Source organism: Corynebacterium sp. ACRPE (assembly GCF_022347435.1).
In the GTDB taxonomy this organism is placed as follows: domain Bacteria; phylum Actinomycetota; class Actinomycetes; order Mycobacteriales; family Mycobacteriaceae; genus Corynebacterium; species Corynebacterium tuberculostearicum_D.
In genome coordinates this window covers 72,765-89,262 of record NZ_JAKRNA010000007.1, presented here as the reverse complement: position 1 = coordinate 89,262, position 16,498 = coordinate 72,765, and the positions used below count along the sequence as shown (strand labels likewise).

Below are 16,498 nucleotides of genomic sequence, written 5' to 3'. Positions count from 1 at the left end.
AGTTCCACATACCAAGCTATTCGCAGCTCGTAACCGTTCCCCGTGGTACCTCTCCCCCGAAAAGGTGGAGTTGTACCACGGGGACCAACTGTTTTTACTAATTCTCTCTGCACTGGGAACTAAATCGCTAAAGACTCCGTTGTACTGTGTGAAACCGGCGACAATTTCAGGAGGCTTCACTATGACGAAGACATCTGCCACCACCGCCAAGGGCACTTCAAGTGCCACTACTGATGAAGAACAGGAAGTAGACCGCGGATCTCGCCGCAACCAAACCAACGATAATCCTTCTGCCGACCTCGTCCGCGTCTATCTCAACGGCATCGGCAAGACCGCACTGCTCAGCGCGGAAGATGAGGTAGAACTCGCTCAGGCCATCGAGGTTGGACTGTACGCGGAGTACAAGCTCAATAACGCAGAAAAGCTCACCCGTGCCGAAAAGCGCGACCTAAAGATCCTCGCCCGCGAAGGCAAGAAGGCACGCTCCCACCTGCTCGAAGCCAACCTGCGCCTAGTTGTCTCGCTGGCCAAGCGCTACACCGGCCGCGGTATGCCACTGCTGGATCTCATCCAGGAGGGCAACCTAGGCCTTATCCGCGCAATGGAGAAGTTCGATTACGCCAAGGGATTCAAGTTCTCCACTTACGCCACTTGGTGGATTCGTCAGGCGATTACCCGCGGCATGGCTGACCAGTCCCGCACCATTCGCCTCCCAGTCCACTTGGTTGAGCAGGTTAACAAGCTTTCTCGTATTAAGCGCGAGATGTATCAATCATTGGGCCGCGAAGCTACCAACGAGGAGCTTTCGGAAGAATCCGGTATTGATGAGAACAAGATTGAAATGCTGCTGCGCCAGTCACGCGATCCGGTCTCTCTCGATATGCCGGTAGGTACCGATGAAGAAGCTCCTTTGGGCGACTTCATTGAAGATGCAGAAGCTACCGATGCTGAAACTGCGGTCGTCGCATCTATGCGCCACTCCGATATCCGCGGTGTGATTGACACCTTAGAGAAGCGCGAGCAGGACGTCATCCGCCTGCGTTATGGCCTCGATGATGGTGTTCCGCGCACCTTGGATCAGATAGGCCGCCGCTTCGGCCTTTCACGCGAGCGTGTACGCCAGATTGAGCGCGAAGTCATGGCAAAGCTGCGCGATGGAAACCGCGCCGATCGCCTGCGCGAGTACGCTTTGTAATCCACGCCTACTGCATTCGGCAGCACATCCTATCCCCGGGCCCATTTGGCAACGTACCGCCATGGGCTCGGGGTTTGGCGTGGATAAGGCATCGGCTTGGTTCCTAGCGGCGAGCCAAGCCTTGGGTAGGCTAATCTGGACTGCAGAGTCTAGAAAGCGCTTTCCCGTTCTTGGACGGGACTATAGCCGCGTAACTGTATTCACACAGAAAGGTATGCCCACGTGAGGGACCTAGTTGATACAACGGAGATGTATCTGCGGACCATCTACGAGCTAGAGGAAGAAGGCATTACTCCCCTGCGCGCCCGCATTGCGGAGCGTTTGGAGCAGTCCGGACCTACGGTTTCTCAGACTGTGGCCCGCATGGAGCGCGATGGCCTTTTGCACGTGCGCACCGACCGCAGTTTGGATCTCACGGACAAGGGCCGCGACCTAGCAACCGCAGTCATGCGCAAGCACCGTTTGGCAGAGCGTTTGCTTACCGACGTCCTGGGGCTCGACATTGCCAAGGTCCACGACGAGGCCTGCCGGTGGGAGCACGTCATGAGTGAAGAGGTGGAAAAGCGCATGGTCGCCGTTCTCGATGACCCGACGCGGTCCCCCTTTGGCAATCCTATTCCGGCACTGTCTGCACTTGGCTTCGATGTTCCGCAGCCGGACCAGGGCACCCGGGCGGTCGATCTCCCCAATGGCGAGCAGGTCTCCGCGACCGTCATCCAGGTCAATGAAATCCTGCAGGTTGATGATGGCACCTTCCAGGAGCTCACCGATGCCGGCATTCGTGTGGGCGCCAAGGTATCTGTGGTCAATAACAGCGGCACGATCACACTGTCGACACCGGAAGGTGGCAGCGTCGTGCTTTCCGACGATTTGGCGCACGCAGTGCGCGTGGAGGTACAACCATGAAGCTTCTTGTCACCGGTGGCGCCGGCTATGTGGGCAGTGTCTGCGCCGCAGTATTGGTCGAACAAGGCCATGACGTAACCATCATCGATAATTTCTCCACTGGCAACCGTGAGGCCGTTCCGGAAGCCGCCCGCGTCATCGAGGGCGACGTCGCGGACAAGGCTGCCGATGTCCTAGGCGAAGGTGGCTTCGAAGGCGTCATTCACTTCGCTGCGCGCTCCTTGGTGGGCGAATCCGTCGAAAAACCAGATGAGTACTGGCAGCACAACGTAGTTACTACCCTGATGCTGCTTGAGGCCATGCGGGATAACGACGTCACAAACCTCGTCTTTTCCTCCACCGCTGCAACTTACGGTGAGCCCGACCAGGTCCCGATTACGGAAGACATGCCAACCCAGCCCACCAATCCGTATGGTGCGACAAAGCTGGCCATCGACTACATGATCACGTCCTTTGCCCACGCCTACGGCCTGGGCGCTACCTCACTGCGCTATTTCAACGTGGCTGGCGCCTACGGAAATATTGGCGAGAACCGCGAGGTAGAAACCCACCTCATCCCCATCGTGTTGCAAGTTGCTTTGGGCCACCGGGATAAGATTTTCATGTTCGGTGATGACTGGGATACCGCAGACGGCACCCCAGTGCGTGACTACATCCATATCCGCGATCTAGCCGACGCCCACGTGCTTGCCCTTGAGTCCAATGAATCTGGCAAGCACCGCATTTACAACCTGGGTTCTGGCGATGGGTACTCCGTCAAGCAGGTCATCGAGATGTGCCGCAAGGTCACCGGCCACGACATTCCGGCTGAGGTGGCCCCGCGCCGCGCGGGCGACCCAGCTACGCTCATCGCTTCCTCTGAGAAGATTCAGCGGGAACTCGGGTGGAATCCCACCCGTACGGACCTGGAAACCATCGTCACCGACGCGTGGAACTTCACCCGACAGCTCGGCGATAAAGCACATTCCGCAAAGCGGTCCTAGACGCCGCGCGTGTTAGGCGGGGCTGTCAACGCGGAGCCCCGCCGCTTCGCGGGCTAGCTCGCAACCATGGCATAGGCTGGAGACCAACCGCTTTCCCATACCGCTGCGATACCCCTGCGCTATGAGGCGCCCCAAATTGTGATGGGGCGCCTCTTCTACTACTACTGCCAGCGCCGGACCGGCATAAATTCCGAATTCGTGAGACACCTGGCTAGCAGCATACAAAGCTAGGGCGTTGTAGCGAATAGACCCCTGGAATGTACGGGCTACCGCCAATAACAGGTCACCTGCTTCCTGCGGCGCGGAGACAAGCTCCGTAATGACTAGGTCGCGGGTCCAGGTGGTAGACATCCACATGGCTGCCACACACAACAATTCTTCATTTTCTAGGGTTTCCTCCAGCGATTCGACCTCGCTGAGCACATAGCGCACATCGGCGATGAGGTGTTTGACCACCTGCACTGGATCTGTGGTGCCGTACCCGTGCCCGGCGCGCAATTGGCGGGCAATCTCTTCGGCGCATCGCTCCATGGCCCTAATCTCTTCATCCCCAAAGTATGGGTTCGGGTCCTTAAAGCGCTGCACCATGTCATGGCGGCTAAGTTCCGGCAGCATGCCGTTATTCACGCAAGCGCGCATCGTGTGGCTCGTCGAGATGGCGGGTATGGTTCCTTCCATCCAGTTCTGCAGCGGGCCCTCGCCGCTTTCTGTGGCGTGGCCAAAGATGAGGTCATAGGCGGTATCGGTGGATAATTCTTCGGCCAGCCAGCAGGCATCGATGCCCATACCTGTCCGGTCTTGGAAACGGTAAAGAGACTGCAGAATATCCCAGAGCTCTCCTTCCTTGCGCTGGGAGAGCACGAAGCAGAAAATGATTTCGGGGTTTCCGCAGTGAAACGCTTCCATCACCTCGTGCAGGGCACCAGGCACATCGTGCAGATCGAGGCGGGCTACTGGTCCGATGCTGTGTCCGCGTTGGCTGGGTTGGATGGAGATGAGGATGACTGATTCAGTGGGAAAGAATCCGAGGATTCCTGGAATATTGGCGAGGATATCGCCGGGTGTACGGATGGGCTGAGTTGGTGTTGTGATGTCCATGACCCCAGCTTCAACCTCGCGCGCAACTCTGCATAGGCCACCAGGGGCTAGGTGGTGGGGATCTGTGGATAGGTGGGGTGAAGGGGGCGTCGGCAAGCGGCTTTCCACACCCCGCCCGGGATTGCGCTGGCAATGCGCAGCGGTTTGGGGCACAATTGTTTATTTAACCTCGCAGTGCGCGCGGGAATAGTAAGCACGCGCGCGGCGTTGGGGTAGGTAAGAATGCAAGGAGGTAACACAACATGCACGAAGAAGATCGCCGCATGTATGAGCTGGAATATCCGGCTCCGGTGATTAGGGATGATTCCGGTGACGGACAAGGCCCCACCATGATTGTTGCCATGCACGGCTATGCTGACGCTGGTCAGGCTATTGAGGCAAGTGCTGACCATTTGAAGGCCGCATTGGAAGGCCGCCAGCTGGCGTCGTTTAACTCTGATGAGCTGATTGATTACCGCTCGCGCCGCCCGGCCATAACGATTGATAAGGATCGGGCGCTGGAAATCGAGTCCATGGATCTTGGTATTAAGGTCCTGCGCGATAATTCCGGCAAGACCTTCCTACTGCTGTCTGGCCCTGAACCAGACATGCGCTGGGAGGCGTTTACTACCGCCGTGGTGAAGCTGGTGGAAAAGTTCAATATCGAAGACACCATCATGCTCTATGCCGCGCCGATGCCGGTGCCGCATACCCGCCCCACGGTGGTTACGGCCCATGGCACCTCCTCCCGCTTGACCGAGCACATGCTCTCGATGGATTCCACCATGATGGTGCCGGGCTCCGCCGCACTGTATCTGGAAAAGGCTCTGGCGGATAAGCACCGCACCGTGGCTGGATATACCGTCCACGTGCCGCATTATCTGGCAGCTTCGCCTTATCCGCAGGCCACGTTCCAGTTGCTGGATTCGGTGGCGCGGGCGGCGCGCCTCAATATTCCTTTAGGCAGCATTGAGGCCGATATTTCTCGCGTGGAAAACCAGCTGGAGGAGCAAGTTGGTGGCTCGGATGAGATCGAAGGCGTAGTCCAACAACTCGAGCAGCAGTATGACGCTTATATGGAGCGCTACCGCAAGGAGCATCCGCAGGCAATCATGCCCGGCGAGGAGCCCATGCCTACCGGTGAGGAAATCAGCGAGGAGTTCCAGGCATTTTTGGCTTCCTTGGATGAAGAAGAAAGCCAGCAGATCATCAATACCGAGATCGATGACCGCGAAGATTCCGCCGAAGAGGAAGGCCCGCAGTCCGATGATGGCAAGGATGGCACTGATTCTGCTTCGGGCGAGGGCGACTTAGGTGACGATATCTAACTAACCCGCCCCCATCGCCGCTAAGGTGGTGGGGGTGAACTTATCTCAGCTGCTGCCAGATTTAACGGAAGTACCCGAGTCCCTCGTAGACGAGGCAATTTGGGATACCTTTACCTCGTGGACCACCGGCCGGGGTATCAATTTGTACCCAGCGCAAGAAGAAGCCTCGCTCGGTATTTTGGCCGGCGATAATGTTATCCTCGCTACCCCTACAGGCTCGGGAAAGTCCATGGTGGCTAATGCTGCACACTTCATCGCCCTAGCTCGTGGCCAGCGCAGCTTCTATACTGCGCCGATTAAGGCCCTTGTGAGCGAGAAGTTCTTTGCCCTGTGCGATATCTTCGGCGCCGAAAATGTGGGCATGATGACTGGCGACGCCACCGTTAATGGCAGTGCCCCCATCATCGCCGCCACCGCCGAGATTGTGGCCAATATTGCGCTGCGCGATGGCGCCGAGGCCAATATCGACCAAGTAGTGATGGACGAGTTCCACTACTACTCCGAGCCGGATCGCGGTTGGGCCTGGCAGGTGCCGCTGCTGGAGTTGTCCAAGGCGCAGTTCCTGCTCATGTCCGCCACTTTGGGCGATACTCAGTGGCTAGAAGATGATCTCACCCGCCGCACTGGCCGCGCCACCAACCTCGTCGCCGGCACCACGCGGCCTGTCCCGCTGGATTTCTCCTATGTCTTTAGCGCGGTGCACGAGACCATCGAGGAGCTCTTGGCCGATAAGAAGGCACCCATCTACGTGGTGCACTTCTCGCAGCGTGAAGCGGCCGAGCGCGCCCAGGCGCTCACCTCACTTTCGGGGATCATTACCAAGGAAGAAAAGGAAGCGATTGCTCAAGAAATAGGTGGGTTCCGCTTCACCACTGCCTTTGGCAAAGATCTGTCCAAGCTCTTGCGCAAGGGCATCGGCATCCACCACGCGGGAATGCTGCCCAAATACCGCCGTTTAGTAGAGCGCCTGGCGCAAAAGGGCCTGCTTAAGGTCATTTGCGGCACCGATACCCTGGGTGTGGGCATTAACGTGCCCATCCGCACCGTGCTGATGACTGGCCTTGCCAAGTTCGACGGCCAGCGCCAACGCATCCTCAAATCGCGCGAATTCCACCAGATTGCCGGCCGCGCCGGCCGAGCCGGCTATGACACCGAGGGCACTGTGGTGGTCGAGGCCCCCGAGCACGAAATCGAAAATGCCAAGGAACGCCGCCGCATCGGCGACGACCCCAAGCGCTTGAAGAAGCTGAAGAAGAAATCCGCCCGCGAAGGCGAAGTGTCCTGGTCCGAGAAGACCTTCGCGCGCCTTACAGAGGCTGAACCGGAACAGCTTACCTCTCAGTTCCGCGTTTCTAATTCCATGCTGCTCAACGTCTTGGCACGCCACGGCAATGGCTATGACCACATGCGCCACCTGCTGCGAGACAACCACGATAATCGCAGCAAGCAGAATAAAGACATCCTCACGGCACTTGATCTCTTCCGCGGGCTAGTGGATTCTGGCGTGGTACAAAAATCCACCAAGGGATTGGATATCTACGGTCGCCCCTACCATTTGGTGCGAGAGCTGCCGCGTGACTTTGCGCTCAATCAACCGCTGGGCCCATTCGCGCTGGCGGCGCTCTCGCTGCTGGATCCGGAGGCAGAGACCTATAACCTGGACGTCATTTCCGTGTTCGAGGCCATCCTAGATGACCCGCGCCAGGTGCTCATTGCCCAGCAGAAGCAGCGCCGCGGCGAAGAGATCGCCGCGCTAAAGGCGGACGGGGTGGACTACACCGACCGCATGAATATCGTAGAAGACATCACCTGGCCGAAGCCGCTCGAGGAGCTACTGGAGCAGGCCTACGATACTTTTGCTGAGACCAATGCGTGGGTTAGGGAGTTTGAGCTGCGGCCTAAGTCCGTGGTGCGCGACATGCTCGAGAACGCGATGACCTTCTCGGATTTGGTCGCAACGTACGGCTTGGCCCGCTCCGAGGGCGTGATTTTGCGCTACCTGACCGACGCCTGGCGCACCCTCAAGCAGTCCATTCCGGACGAGTACAACACGCCAGAACTCGAAGACATCGTTATCTGGCTAGGTGAGCTTATCCGCCAGGTAGATTCCTCGCTTGTCGACGAATGGGCGCAAATGGCCGGCGAAGACTCCCCCATCGACCAAGACACGGTGGATCGCGAGCTGGCCTTTGGCGTGGAGGACCCCACCGCGCTCACGGCCAATCGCCGCGCCTTTACCATTATGGTGCGCAATTACATGTTCCGTCTGGTGCAGCTTTTCGCGCTAGAAAAAGAAGACCGCCTGGCGGAGCTACTTGATTATCTAGACGAGGTACCGGACTTCGGCGCTATCTTGGATGACTATTTCGATGAATATGACGATATCGATTCCGGCCCCGAGGCCCGCGGTCCCGAGTACTTCCGCCTGGGCGATACTGACTCGCGTTTGTGGTCCGTGCGTCAGATCATTAAGGACCCAGTCGGCGACCACGCCTACCAGTTCGTCGCTACGGTGGATCTCGATGCCTCCGATGAAGCCGGCGAAGTCCGACTGTCGGACCTGCGCGTGGAGTACTAGCCAGCGAAAACGACAAAGCCGCCCTGGTTGCCGCGCCCCGGAATAAGGAGGGCGTCGGCAAGCGCGAGGGCGGCTAAAGGCCGGCTATTTTAGCGTGCGGCCTCGATCTGGACAGCCTGTGCCACAGCCTGGACAACGGCCGCAACCTTGACGGCCTCCCAGACCTGCTCCTTGCTCAGGCCAGCCTCGTTGAGCTCGTGAGCGTGGGCACCCAGGCAGTGCTCGCAGCCATTGATGGCGGAGACTGCGGTATTCCACAGCTCGAAGTTGGCCTTGTCTACGCCTGGCTTGGAGATGATGTTCATGCGCAGGCCGAACTTCACCTGTGCGTAGTCATCGCCCAACCAGCCCTTGGCGCGGTAGGCAACATTGTTCATAGCCATCACGGTGGCTGCGCCGTAGGCTGCCTCGATAGCTTCCTCAGACAGGTGCTCCTTTGCTTCCTCCGCAATCTCAGACAGCACGGTGTCATTGCGGGTTGCGGCGGCCGATGCCAGCAGGCAGCCCCAGAGCTGCTCCTCGTCCAGGTCCTTGGAACGGGTCAGGGTGCCCAGGTTGAGCTTCTGGTCCTTGGCGTACTCCGGCAGGGAAGACTTCAGATTATCAATAGACATAGCTTTTCTCCTTTGAGGTTTTGATAGGAATTTGCTGTGCTGGATTTAAAAGGAAACCCCGCCACGAAAGCGGGGTAAACCTGCATCTCAGTGAGATTTAGAGTGCGGACTGAACGACGTCCATCTTGTTGATGTTCTTGGTTGGGTCGTTCTTCTCCCAGTTGCAAGCGCAGACCTCTTCGGACTGCAGGGCGTCGAGCACGCGCAGAACCTCGTCTACGTTACGGCCGACAGCATCCGGGGTGACGGATACGAACTGGATAACGCCATCCGGGTCGATGATGAAGGTGGCGCGGTCAGCAACGCCATCGGCGTTTTCTACGCCCAGCGCACGAATGAGGTCGTGGCGCACGTCGGAGAACATCGGGAAAGGAACTTCCTTCAGATCCGGGTGGGTTGCGCGCCAGTTGAAGTGAGCGAACTCGTTATCGGTGGAGCCACCGAGGATCTGGGTATCGCGGTCCTGGAATTCCTCGTCCAGCTTGCCAAAGGCAGCGATCTCAGTCGGGCAAACGAAGGTGAAGTCCTTCGGGTAGAAGAAGACGACCTTCCACTTGCCCTCGTACTTGTCCAGGGATACCTGCTCGAAGTAGTCCTCCGGCTGGTTAGCGTTGACATCGTGCAGGTCGCCACCGGTCAGGGCGGTGAGGTTGAACTCTGGGAACTTTTCGCCGACGGTCAAAATAGGCATAGTCTTCAACTCCTTTAGCAAAGGCTTTTCCTCTAAGTTTCCTGCCGCTTTGTGTACAAGCAGCGGGGCCGGACCGTGTCCGGCCCAACACGATCAGTTATACCATCTTTTCCGCTCGCGTCAATAGCAAATCCTATAGGTAAGTGTTAGAGTGATAGGCATGCATAATAAAGAGTATCGCCCTACACTTGCTCAGCTGCGTACCTTTGTCACCGTGGCGGAAAACAAGCACTTTGGTACCGCAGCCGCCAAACTCGAAATTTCCCAGCCCTCCCTCTCCCAGGGCCTCGTTGCTCTCGAACAGGGCTTGGGTTTGCAGCTCATCGAGCGCTCTACCCGCAAGGTCATCGTCACCTCGGCCGGTGAGACCCTCCTCCCCTATGCCAAGGCCACTCTTGAGGCCGCCGATACCTTCCTCGCCCATGCCCGCGGCGCCAACGGCACCCTTGCCGGCCCACTGACCATCGGCGTTATCCCCACCATTGCCCCCTACATCCTTCCCGATCTGCTCTCCATGCTTGCAGAGGCCTACCCGGACCTCGAGCCACGCTTCGTCGAGGAGCAAACCCAGCACCTCATCACTCGCCTGCGCAATGGCAACTTGGATCTTGCCATCATGGCCCTTCCATCCGAGGCCACCGGCATGGTCGATAGCCCTCTGTACACGGAGAAATTCTCCATTGTCTGCCCGCCGGATCACCCCATCGCCGGCCGCGAGGATGTCGAGCTTGCGGAACTCAAGGACCTGGATTTGCTGCTGCTTGACGACGGCCACTGCTTGCGCGACCAAGTAGTCGACCTCTGTCGCCATGCCAATATCAACCCAGCCGAGGCCACCAATTCCGTCACCCGCGCCTCCTCCCTGACCACCATCATGCAGCTGGTCATGGGCGGACTGGGCTGCACCCTCGTCCCCGAGTCCGCCCTAGCCACCGAATGCCACGGCAAGGACGTCGCCATCGCCCACTTTGCCTCCGATGTCACCGCCGAACGCGAGGTGGGCCTCGTGTTCCGTTCCTCCGCCGCCCGCGCCGAGGAATTCCGCGAATTCGGCACACTCATCACCTCCGCCTATAACAAGGCGATTGAGCGCTCCCGGCAGTAGTCTCACCCGGCGGCCCCACACGGGGGCGTCGCCAAGCACGCCAAAGGCCACCGCCCCTAATTGGAGCGGTGGCCTTTAACTATGGTGCGCTAGACCTGTGGGAAGGTGTTGCGGCCCGCGCACTGGCGGAACATATGCGCCTGTGCCAAGAGAGTAACCGGATACGCCACGATGAGGCCGATGCCCAAAAGCAAGAAACCGGCCACGATGATGAAAAAGTTCAAAATTGCCAGTAGCAACATTTGGCCGTAGTTGTTCTTACCTGCCTGAAAGCCCTTCTTCACGGCATCCCCAACGCTATCGCCATCGGCCGCGAACCATTGCATCAGCGAGAAGAATGGTTGGATAAAGAAGCTAATCAGCGAAATCACGCCGATGATGCCCATGACGCTTAATACTGCCGCAACTGCTTCGTCCTCCGTCATATTCTCGGCGTCGTTAAGCAACCCATAGACAGTTCCACCTACTGCAGCGAATGCAATGAGGCTCGCCACCGCCCCGATGACAAGCATGATGACCAGCGGCTGCCACCAACGCACGTTCTTAAAAAGGTAACCCCAACCGGTGCGGGCGTCATCGATCTGGAAAAGCGCTAGGCGCATAATTACCAGCGACAATACAAGGCTTAGGACAGTCGAAATGAGCTGAGAAACCCAAGAACCCGCGGTTGGCTCACCCGAGCCGGAGTAGCTCGCGGCATTAATGCCGCCAGCAATGGCTACAAAAACGATACTTAGAACAAAAAGCGCTAGTGCTCCTAGAATCCACAGCTTCCAATTGCCAAAGACAGTCCGAAAAGCCCAAGAAACGGCATCTATGGCCGAAACCTTTCCGGTGTGCTGAGGCTCGCCCGCCTGGTAGCCGGCGTAGCCTTGGGCATTGCCCTCGTGGCTGCCACCATACGATGGAAGCTGACCGTAGTCCGGCCGATCCTCGGGATGGTTGGTCGGCTCATAGCGAGGAAAATCGTCATTTCCACCCGAATACGGGTTCGTCATAGGCGGTGCTCCTCCTTCAGGAATGCACATAGAAAAATGGATGAGTATTTTCACTTTAACAACTTTTTCCTCATTTCAGGTGGACGGGTAAACTCGTTGCCTAGTCATGACTAAGAACGAATCCCCTTCTCGCGACGAGCTCTTCGCCGCACTCGAAAATGTCACTTTGGCCGAGGCCCGCTCCTTCCGCCGCCGTCTCAAGAAGGCTCGCGCCCCTAAAGCGCTGCAAGAAATCGGCGCTGAAATCCATGCCGCGGCCGAGCGCGTCGCGCTTACCGACGCCGCCGTTCCCACCATCTCCTACCCCGACGCCCTCCCCGTCACCGCCCGCAAGGACGATATCGCCGAGGCAATTCGGGACAATCAGGTCGTTATCATCGCTGGTGAGACCGGTTCTGGTAAGACCACCCAGATCCCGAAAATCTGCCTCGAGCTGGGCCGCGGCCGGCGCGGGTTCATCGGCCATACCCAGCCGCGCCGTATTGCAGCGCGCACCGTTGCAGAGCGCATCGCCGCGGAATTGGACCAGAAAATCGGCGAGTCCGTCGGCTACGCCATTCGCTTCGATGACCGCGTCTCTGAGACCACGGCCGTCAAGCTGATGACCGACGGCATCCTTCTCGCCGAGATGCAGCGCGACCGCTTCCTCAATAAGTACGACACCATCATCATCGATGAGGCCCACGAACGCTCGCTCAATATCGACTTCCTCTTGGGCTACTTGAAGCGCCTATTGCCCAAGCGCCCAGACCTCAAGGTGATCATCACCTCCGCAACCATCGACCCAGAAAGCTTCGCCGCCCACTTTGCCGACGCCGACGGCAACCCCGCCCCCATTATCGAGGTCTCCGGACGCACTTACCCCGTAGAAATCCGCTACCGGCCACTCGAGTTCGAGGCCGGCGGAAAAGTAGTGGACCAAGATCCGCTCGACGGCTTGACCGAGTCCATCGAAGAGCTCATGCGTGAAGGCGACGGCGATATCCTCTGCTTCTTCCCTGGTGAGCGAGATATCCGCGATGCCATGGAGGCCATCGAAGGCAAGAAGTGGAAAAACGTCGAGGTCACTCCCCTCTTTGGCCGCTTATCTAATCAAGAACAGCATCGCGTTTTCAGCGAACACCGTGGCCGCCGCATCGTGCTGGCCACGAATATTGCAGAAACCTCGCTTACTGTGCCCGGCATCCGCTATGTGGTTGATACCGGCACCGCCCGTATCTCGCGATATTCCACGCGCACCAAAGTCCAGCGCCTGCCTATCGAGCCTATCTCGCAGGCCTCCGCCAACCAGCGCTCCGGCCGTTGCGGCCGCGTTGCCGACGGCATCGCCATCCGCCTCTACAGCGAACAGGATTTTGAAAGCCGTCCCGAGTTCACCGACCCGGAAATCCTGCGCACCAACCTCGCGAGTGTCATCCTGCAAATGGTTTCGCTCAAGCTCGGTGATATCGAACAATTCCCCTTCATCCAACCGCCCGAGCACAAGGCCATTCGCGATGGTCTCACCCTCCTGCACGAGCTCGGTGCCCTCCACGACAAGCAGGACAAGCCCTCGCTCACCACCATCGGCCGCGATCTTGCCCGCATCCCACTGGATCCGCGCATGGCTCGCATGCTCATTGAAGCCAATGCCAACGGATGCCTCGATGATGTCATGGTCATCGTTGCCGCCATGACCATCCAAGATGTGCGCGAGCGTCCCCTCGACTTCCAAGCCCAGGCCGACCAAGCCCACGCCCGCTTCAAGGACAAGACCTCGGATTTCTTGTCCATGCTCAAGCTGTGGGATTACATCAAGCAAACCCGCAACGAGCAATCCGGCAATAGGTTCCGCAAGCGCATGAAGCAGGAATTCCTCCACTACATACGCATCCGCGAGTGGTTTGACTTGGTGCGCCAGCTCAAGGACGTCGCCAAGCAGCTGGGCTGGACCTACCAGGAAGGGACAGAGCGCCGCTCCGATGACATCCACATGTCCCTCCTTTCGGGCCTGCTATCCAATATCGGCGCCCGCGACGGCAATTCCAAGGAGTTCCAGGGCGCGCGCAACACCCGCTTCCTGGTATTCCCCGGCTCTGCCCTGGCTAAAAAGCCTCCCGAGTTCCTCATGGCTGCCGAGCTGGTGGAAACTTCCCGCCTTTGGGCGCGCGATGTCGCGGCCATCGATCCCGCCTGGGTGGAAAAGCTCGGTGGGGACCTGCTCAAGCACAACTACTCCGAGCCCACCTGGTCTCGCAAGCGCGCCGCCGCCATCGCGCACCAAAAATCCACGCTCTACGGCGTGCCCATCGTGGCCGACCGCACCGTGCCCTACCACCACGTCGATCCCGCCGCTGCCCGCGATATGTTCATCCGCAACGCCCTTATCGCCGGCGACTGGAACACCCACCACGCCTTCTTCAAGGCCAACGCCCAAGCGCTTGACGACGCCGCCGCATACGAAGAAAAGGCCCGCCGCCGCGGACTCATTGTGGACGAAGACACGCTCTTCGATTTCTATGACCAGCGCATTCCGGCAAAGGTAACCACCGGCCGCCACTTTGACTCGTGGTGGAAAAAGGAGCGCCGCCGCACCCCGGATCTGCTGGATTTCGATCCCGCTAAGCTCATCGATGACTCCCACGAGGTCACCGAGGAATCCTTCCCCGACCACTGGCGTAAGGGCTCTATCGATTACGAACTGACCTACAAGTTCGAGCCCGGCGATCCTCTCGACGGCGTCACCGTAATGGTTCCCATTCCTATGCTCGCCGGCTTGGATACCGAAGGCTTCGATTGGCTCGTTCCGGGTCTACGCCTCGAGCTCGTCACCGAGCTCATCCGCAGCCTGCCTAAGGCCCTGCGCCGCACCGTCGTACCCGCGCCCGAATTTGCCGAGCGCGCCATCGACCGCCTCATCCCTTATGAAGGCACCATCACCCAGCAGCTTGCCGACGTCCTCCGCGAACTCGGCGGCCAAGGCATCAACGCCACCGACTTCCAGGCCAGCAAGCTACCCGCCCACCTGCGGATGAACTACGGGGCCATCGATAAGCGCGGCAAAGTCGTCGACTCTGACCGCGACCTCGCGGCGCTCGTGCGGCGTCAGGCCGGACACATCAAGTCCTCCGTATCTCGCGTCTCGCGCACTTCAGAATCCACCGCCGTCAGCGAGTGGACCGACGATACCCTTGGCAAGATCGATGACACGGTCAAGACCACCGTCGACGGCCACGAAGTCACCGCCTACCCCGCCCTAGTCGCCACAAAGGACGGCGTTGAGCTCAAGGTGCATCCCACCAAGGCTGCCGCAGATGCCGCCATGGTCACGACCACACTTACGCTCCTCATGCGTGAGATATCCGTCAATGCTCCACAAATGGTCAAGGGCCTGCCGCTGCAACAACGCGTCGCCGTCGATTCCTATCCGCACGGCGGCGCCGACGGCCTTGTCAATGACGCCCGCGTCGCCGCGATCCGCGACCTGATGCTCGAAGCCGGCGGGCCCGTCCGCACCCCTGCGGCGTTCCAGAAGCTTAAAGACACCGTCAAACCTCAGGTCCCAGGACGCGTACGCCAGGCAGTGGTAGCTATTGCCCCAGGACTCGCCGAGTACTCCAACTTGCGAGCGGAACTCGCTCATTGGGACGGTCCAGCAATCGATGACATGCGCGCACAACTGGATTTCCTCCTTCCCCGAAACGCCATCACTGTCCAAGGAATGTCCCATCTGCGTCATCTACCGCGATATATCCAAGCCATGCGCATTCGTCTAGAGGACATGAACCTTGACCCGGACCGCGATGCAGACCGCCAAGCCGAGGTAGATAACGCCAAGGCCTACCTATCCAATCGCCTGCGCAGCCTCCCAGCCGGCCGCGAAAAGACCCGCGAGGTCAAGGACGTACGCTGGATGATAGAGGAACTTCGAGTTTCCCTTTTTGCTCAGCGCCTTGGCACAGCCCATGCCGTTTCACTCCGCCGTATCCAAAAGGCGGTGGACAAACTGCGCTAAAAGTCCTCGCGATCGCGCCTTCGCATCAGCCGAATCTCGGATTCAAAGTCATCTGCGCTTTCAAAGGATTTATACACGGAGGCGAAGCGCAGATAAGCCACTTCATCAAGGTCACGCAGTGGCTCTAGGATGGCCAAACCAATCTCGTTCGCGTTGACCTGCGAGGAGCCATGACTGCGCACCGTCTCCTCAACTTCTTGCGCCAGCTTCTTCAGGGCATCGTCGCTTACGTCTCGCCCCTGGCAGGCACGCCGGACACCGCGGATCAATTTATCTCTACTGAAGGGCTCGGCCAGACCGTTTCTCTTCACGACAAGCAGCACGGCCTTTTCAACCGTGGTAAAGCGCCCCTTGCACGAAGCGCACTCGCGCCGGCGACGAATCGACGCTCCAGCATCGACCACACGCGAGTCAATGACGCGGGATTGCTCATTATGACAAAAGGGGCAATACACAGTGGTCCTTTCACTGACGTTGGTACGCCAGTAGTTTACTCATCTTCAATTCCGTGCGGCCACCGGGCTTCACCCCGCTGTATCCCCTAGTGCGCTACTGCAGCCTCAACTTGCTGCACGCCAGAAGCCGGGGGTTGAGGGGCACTATCTCCTTCAGCACCCGCTAGTCCCCCTAGCAATGTGCCCACAAAGACCGCGACACCAAACACTGCGCCCAATGCGTAGTTACCTGTGTTCGACTCACCCACACTGTTTCGGACCCTATTCGATCTGTTCCCAGAGCCTCCGACCGACGCACGGTTCGAACGATAGGTCGTGCGATCTTCCACACGTAGAGTTCGAACATACCGAGAGTTTGTAGTACCGCGGGCCGCAGAACCGTAGCCACGCTCCACATCCCACACGGACGCAGAAGGCACCACTACAGGTTCGGCAGCGTTGCGAGTTACCAGGTTATTGCGAGAATTGATCAGCAGAGACATGAATTTCCTTTCGACGACTGAACACACCGTAGGCGCCCCGAACGACACGCACTGGCAACCAGTCGCCACAATGTTCGATTTAGTTGGTACGT

At 58.8% G+C, this 16,498-nt stretch carries 12 protein-coding genes; 7 read left to right on the top strand and 5 right to left on the bottom strand.

All coding sequences use genetic code 11. From position 1 onward, the window contains the following. Nucleotides 1-181 precede the first annotated feature (181 nt). The 3 genes from MHY13_RS05400 (at nt 182) to galE (ending at nt 3,084) form a co-directional block, all read left to right on the top strand. The gene (locus tag MHY13_RS05400) at nt 182-1,195 is read left to right on the top strand and encodes a sigma-70 family RNA polymerase sigma factor (RefSeq protein WP_005325073.1); all 1,014 of its coding nucleotides are present in this window, start codon (nt 182-184) and stop codon (nt 1,193-1,195) included. A gap of 222 nt (nt 1,196-1,417) precedes the next feature. Continuing rightward, nucleotides 1,418-2,101, top strand: coding sequence for a metal-dependent transcriptional regulator (locus tag MHY13_RS05395; RefSeq protein ID WP_150850347.1), 684 nt, complete (start codon nt 1,418-1,420; stop codon nt 2,099-2,101). Further along, nucleotides 2,098-3,084 carry a UDP-glucose 4-epimerase GalE gene (gene galE / locus MHY13_RS05390; protein WP_239281961.1) on the top strand — a complete coding sequence of 329 codons (987 nt, stop codon included), beginning with the start codon at nt 2,098-2,100 and terminating at the stop codon, nt 3,082-3,084. Before MHY13_RS05395 ends, galE begins: the two co-directional genes overlap by 4 nt. Before the next feature lie 12 nt (nt 3,085-3,096). On the opposite strand, the gene MHY13_RS05385 is transcribed toward galE, so the two are convergent. Continuing rightward, nucleotides 3,097-4,182 (bottom strand): DUF4192 domain-containing protein, encoded by a 1,086-nt coding sequence (locus tag MHY13_RS05385; RefSeq protein ID WP_239281959.1) that lies wholly within the window; start codon nt 4,180-4,182, stop codon nt 3,097-3,099. A gap of 242 nt (nt 4,183-4,424) precedes the next feature. Between MHY13_RS05385 and MHY13_RS05380 the strand changes: the two genes are divergently transcribed. Together MHY13_RS05380 and MHY13_RS05375 are read left to right on the top strand one after the other, a co-directional pair. Beyond that, nucleotides 4,425-5,489: a PAC2 family protein gene (locus MHY13_RS05380; protein ID WP_239228315.1), complete on the top strand. Its 1,065-nt coding sequence runs from the start codon at nt 4,425-4,427 to the stop codon at nt 5,487-5,489. A 34-nt stretch (nt 5,490-5,523) separates the two neighbouring features. Next, nucleotides 5,524-8,067, top strand: coding sequence for an RNA helicase (locus tag MHY13_RS05375; protein WP_239236656.1), 2,544 nt, complete (start codon nt 5,524-5,526; stop codon nt 8,065-8,067). Nucleotides 8,068-8,156: 89 nt separating this feature from the next. On the opposite strand, the gene MHY13_RS05370 is transcribed toward MHY13_RS05375, so the two are convergent. Together MHY13_RS05370 and MHY13_RS05365 are read right to left on the bottom strand one after the other, a co-directional pair. Next, the gene (locus MHY13_RS05370; protein WP_204608707.1) at nt 8,157-8,681 is read right to left on the bottom strand and encodes a carboxymuconolactone decarboxylase family protein; all 525 of its coding nucleotides are present in this window, start codon (nt 8,679-8,681) and stop codon (nt 8,157-8,159) included. A gap of 97 nt (nt 8,682-8,778) precedes the next feature. Continuing rightward, nucleotides 8,779-9,372: a peroxiredoxin gene (locus tag MHY13_RS05365; RefSeq protein WP_005328586.1), complete on the bottom strand. Its 594-nt coding sequence runs from the start codon at nt 9,370-9,372 to the stop codon at nt 8,779-8,781. Nucleotides 9,373-9,532: 160 nt separating this feature from the next. Here MHY13_RS05365 and MHY13_RS05360 point away from each other — a divergent pair, with 160 nt between their 5' ends. Continuing rightward, the gene (locus MHY13_RS05360) at nt 9,533-10,477 is read left to right on the top strand and encodes a hydrogen peroxide-inducible genes activator (protein WP_005328587.1); all 945 of its coding nucleotides are present in this window, start codon (nt 9,533-9,535) and stop codon (nt 10,475-10,477) included. A gap of 89 nt (nt 10,478-10,566) precedes the next feature. On the opposite strand, the gene MHY13_RS05355 is transcribed toward MHY13_RS05360, so the two are convergent. Beyond that, nucleotides 10,567-11,475 carry a hypothetical protein gene (locus MHY13_RS05355; protein WP_204608705.1) on the bottom strand — a complete coding sequence of 303 codons (909 nt, stop codon included), beginning with the start codon at nt 11,473-11,475 and terminating at the stop codon, nt 10,567-10,569. 106 nt (nt 11,476-11,581) lie between these two features. On the opposite strand from MHY13_RS05355, the gene hrpA reads away from it, so the two are divergent. Next, on the top strand, nt 11,582-15,469 hold the full coding sequence (gene hrpA, locus MHY13_RS05350) for an ATP-dependent RNA helicase HrpA (protein WP_239281957.1): 3,888 nt from the start codon (nt 11,582-11,584) through the stop codon (nt 15,467-15,469). Here hrpA and nrdR read toward each other — a convergent pair. Further along, nucleotides 15,466-15,924: a transcriptional regulator NrdR gene (gene nrdR, locus MHY13_RS05345; protein WP_005328590.1), complete on the bottom strand. Its 459-nt coding sequence runs from the start codon at nt 15,922-15,924 to the stop codon at nt 15,466-15,468. The two genes, hrpA and nrdR, sit on opposite strands and share 4 nt — an antisense overlap. Between the last annotated feature and the right edge of the window lie 574 nt (nt 15,925-16,498).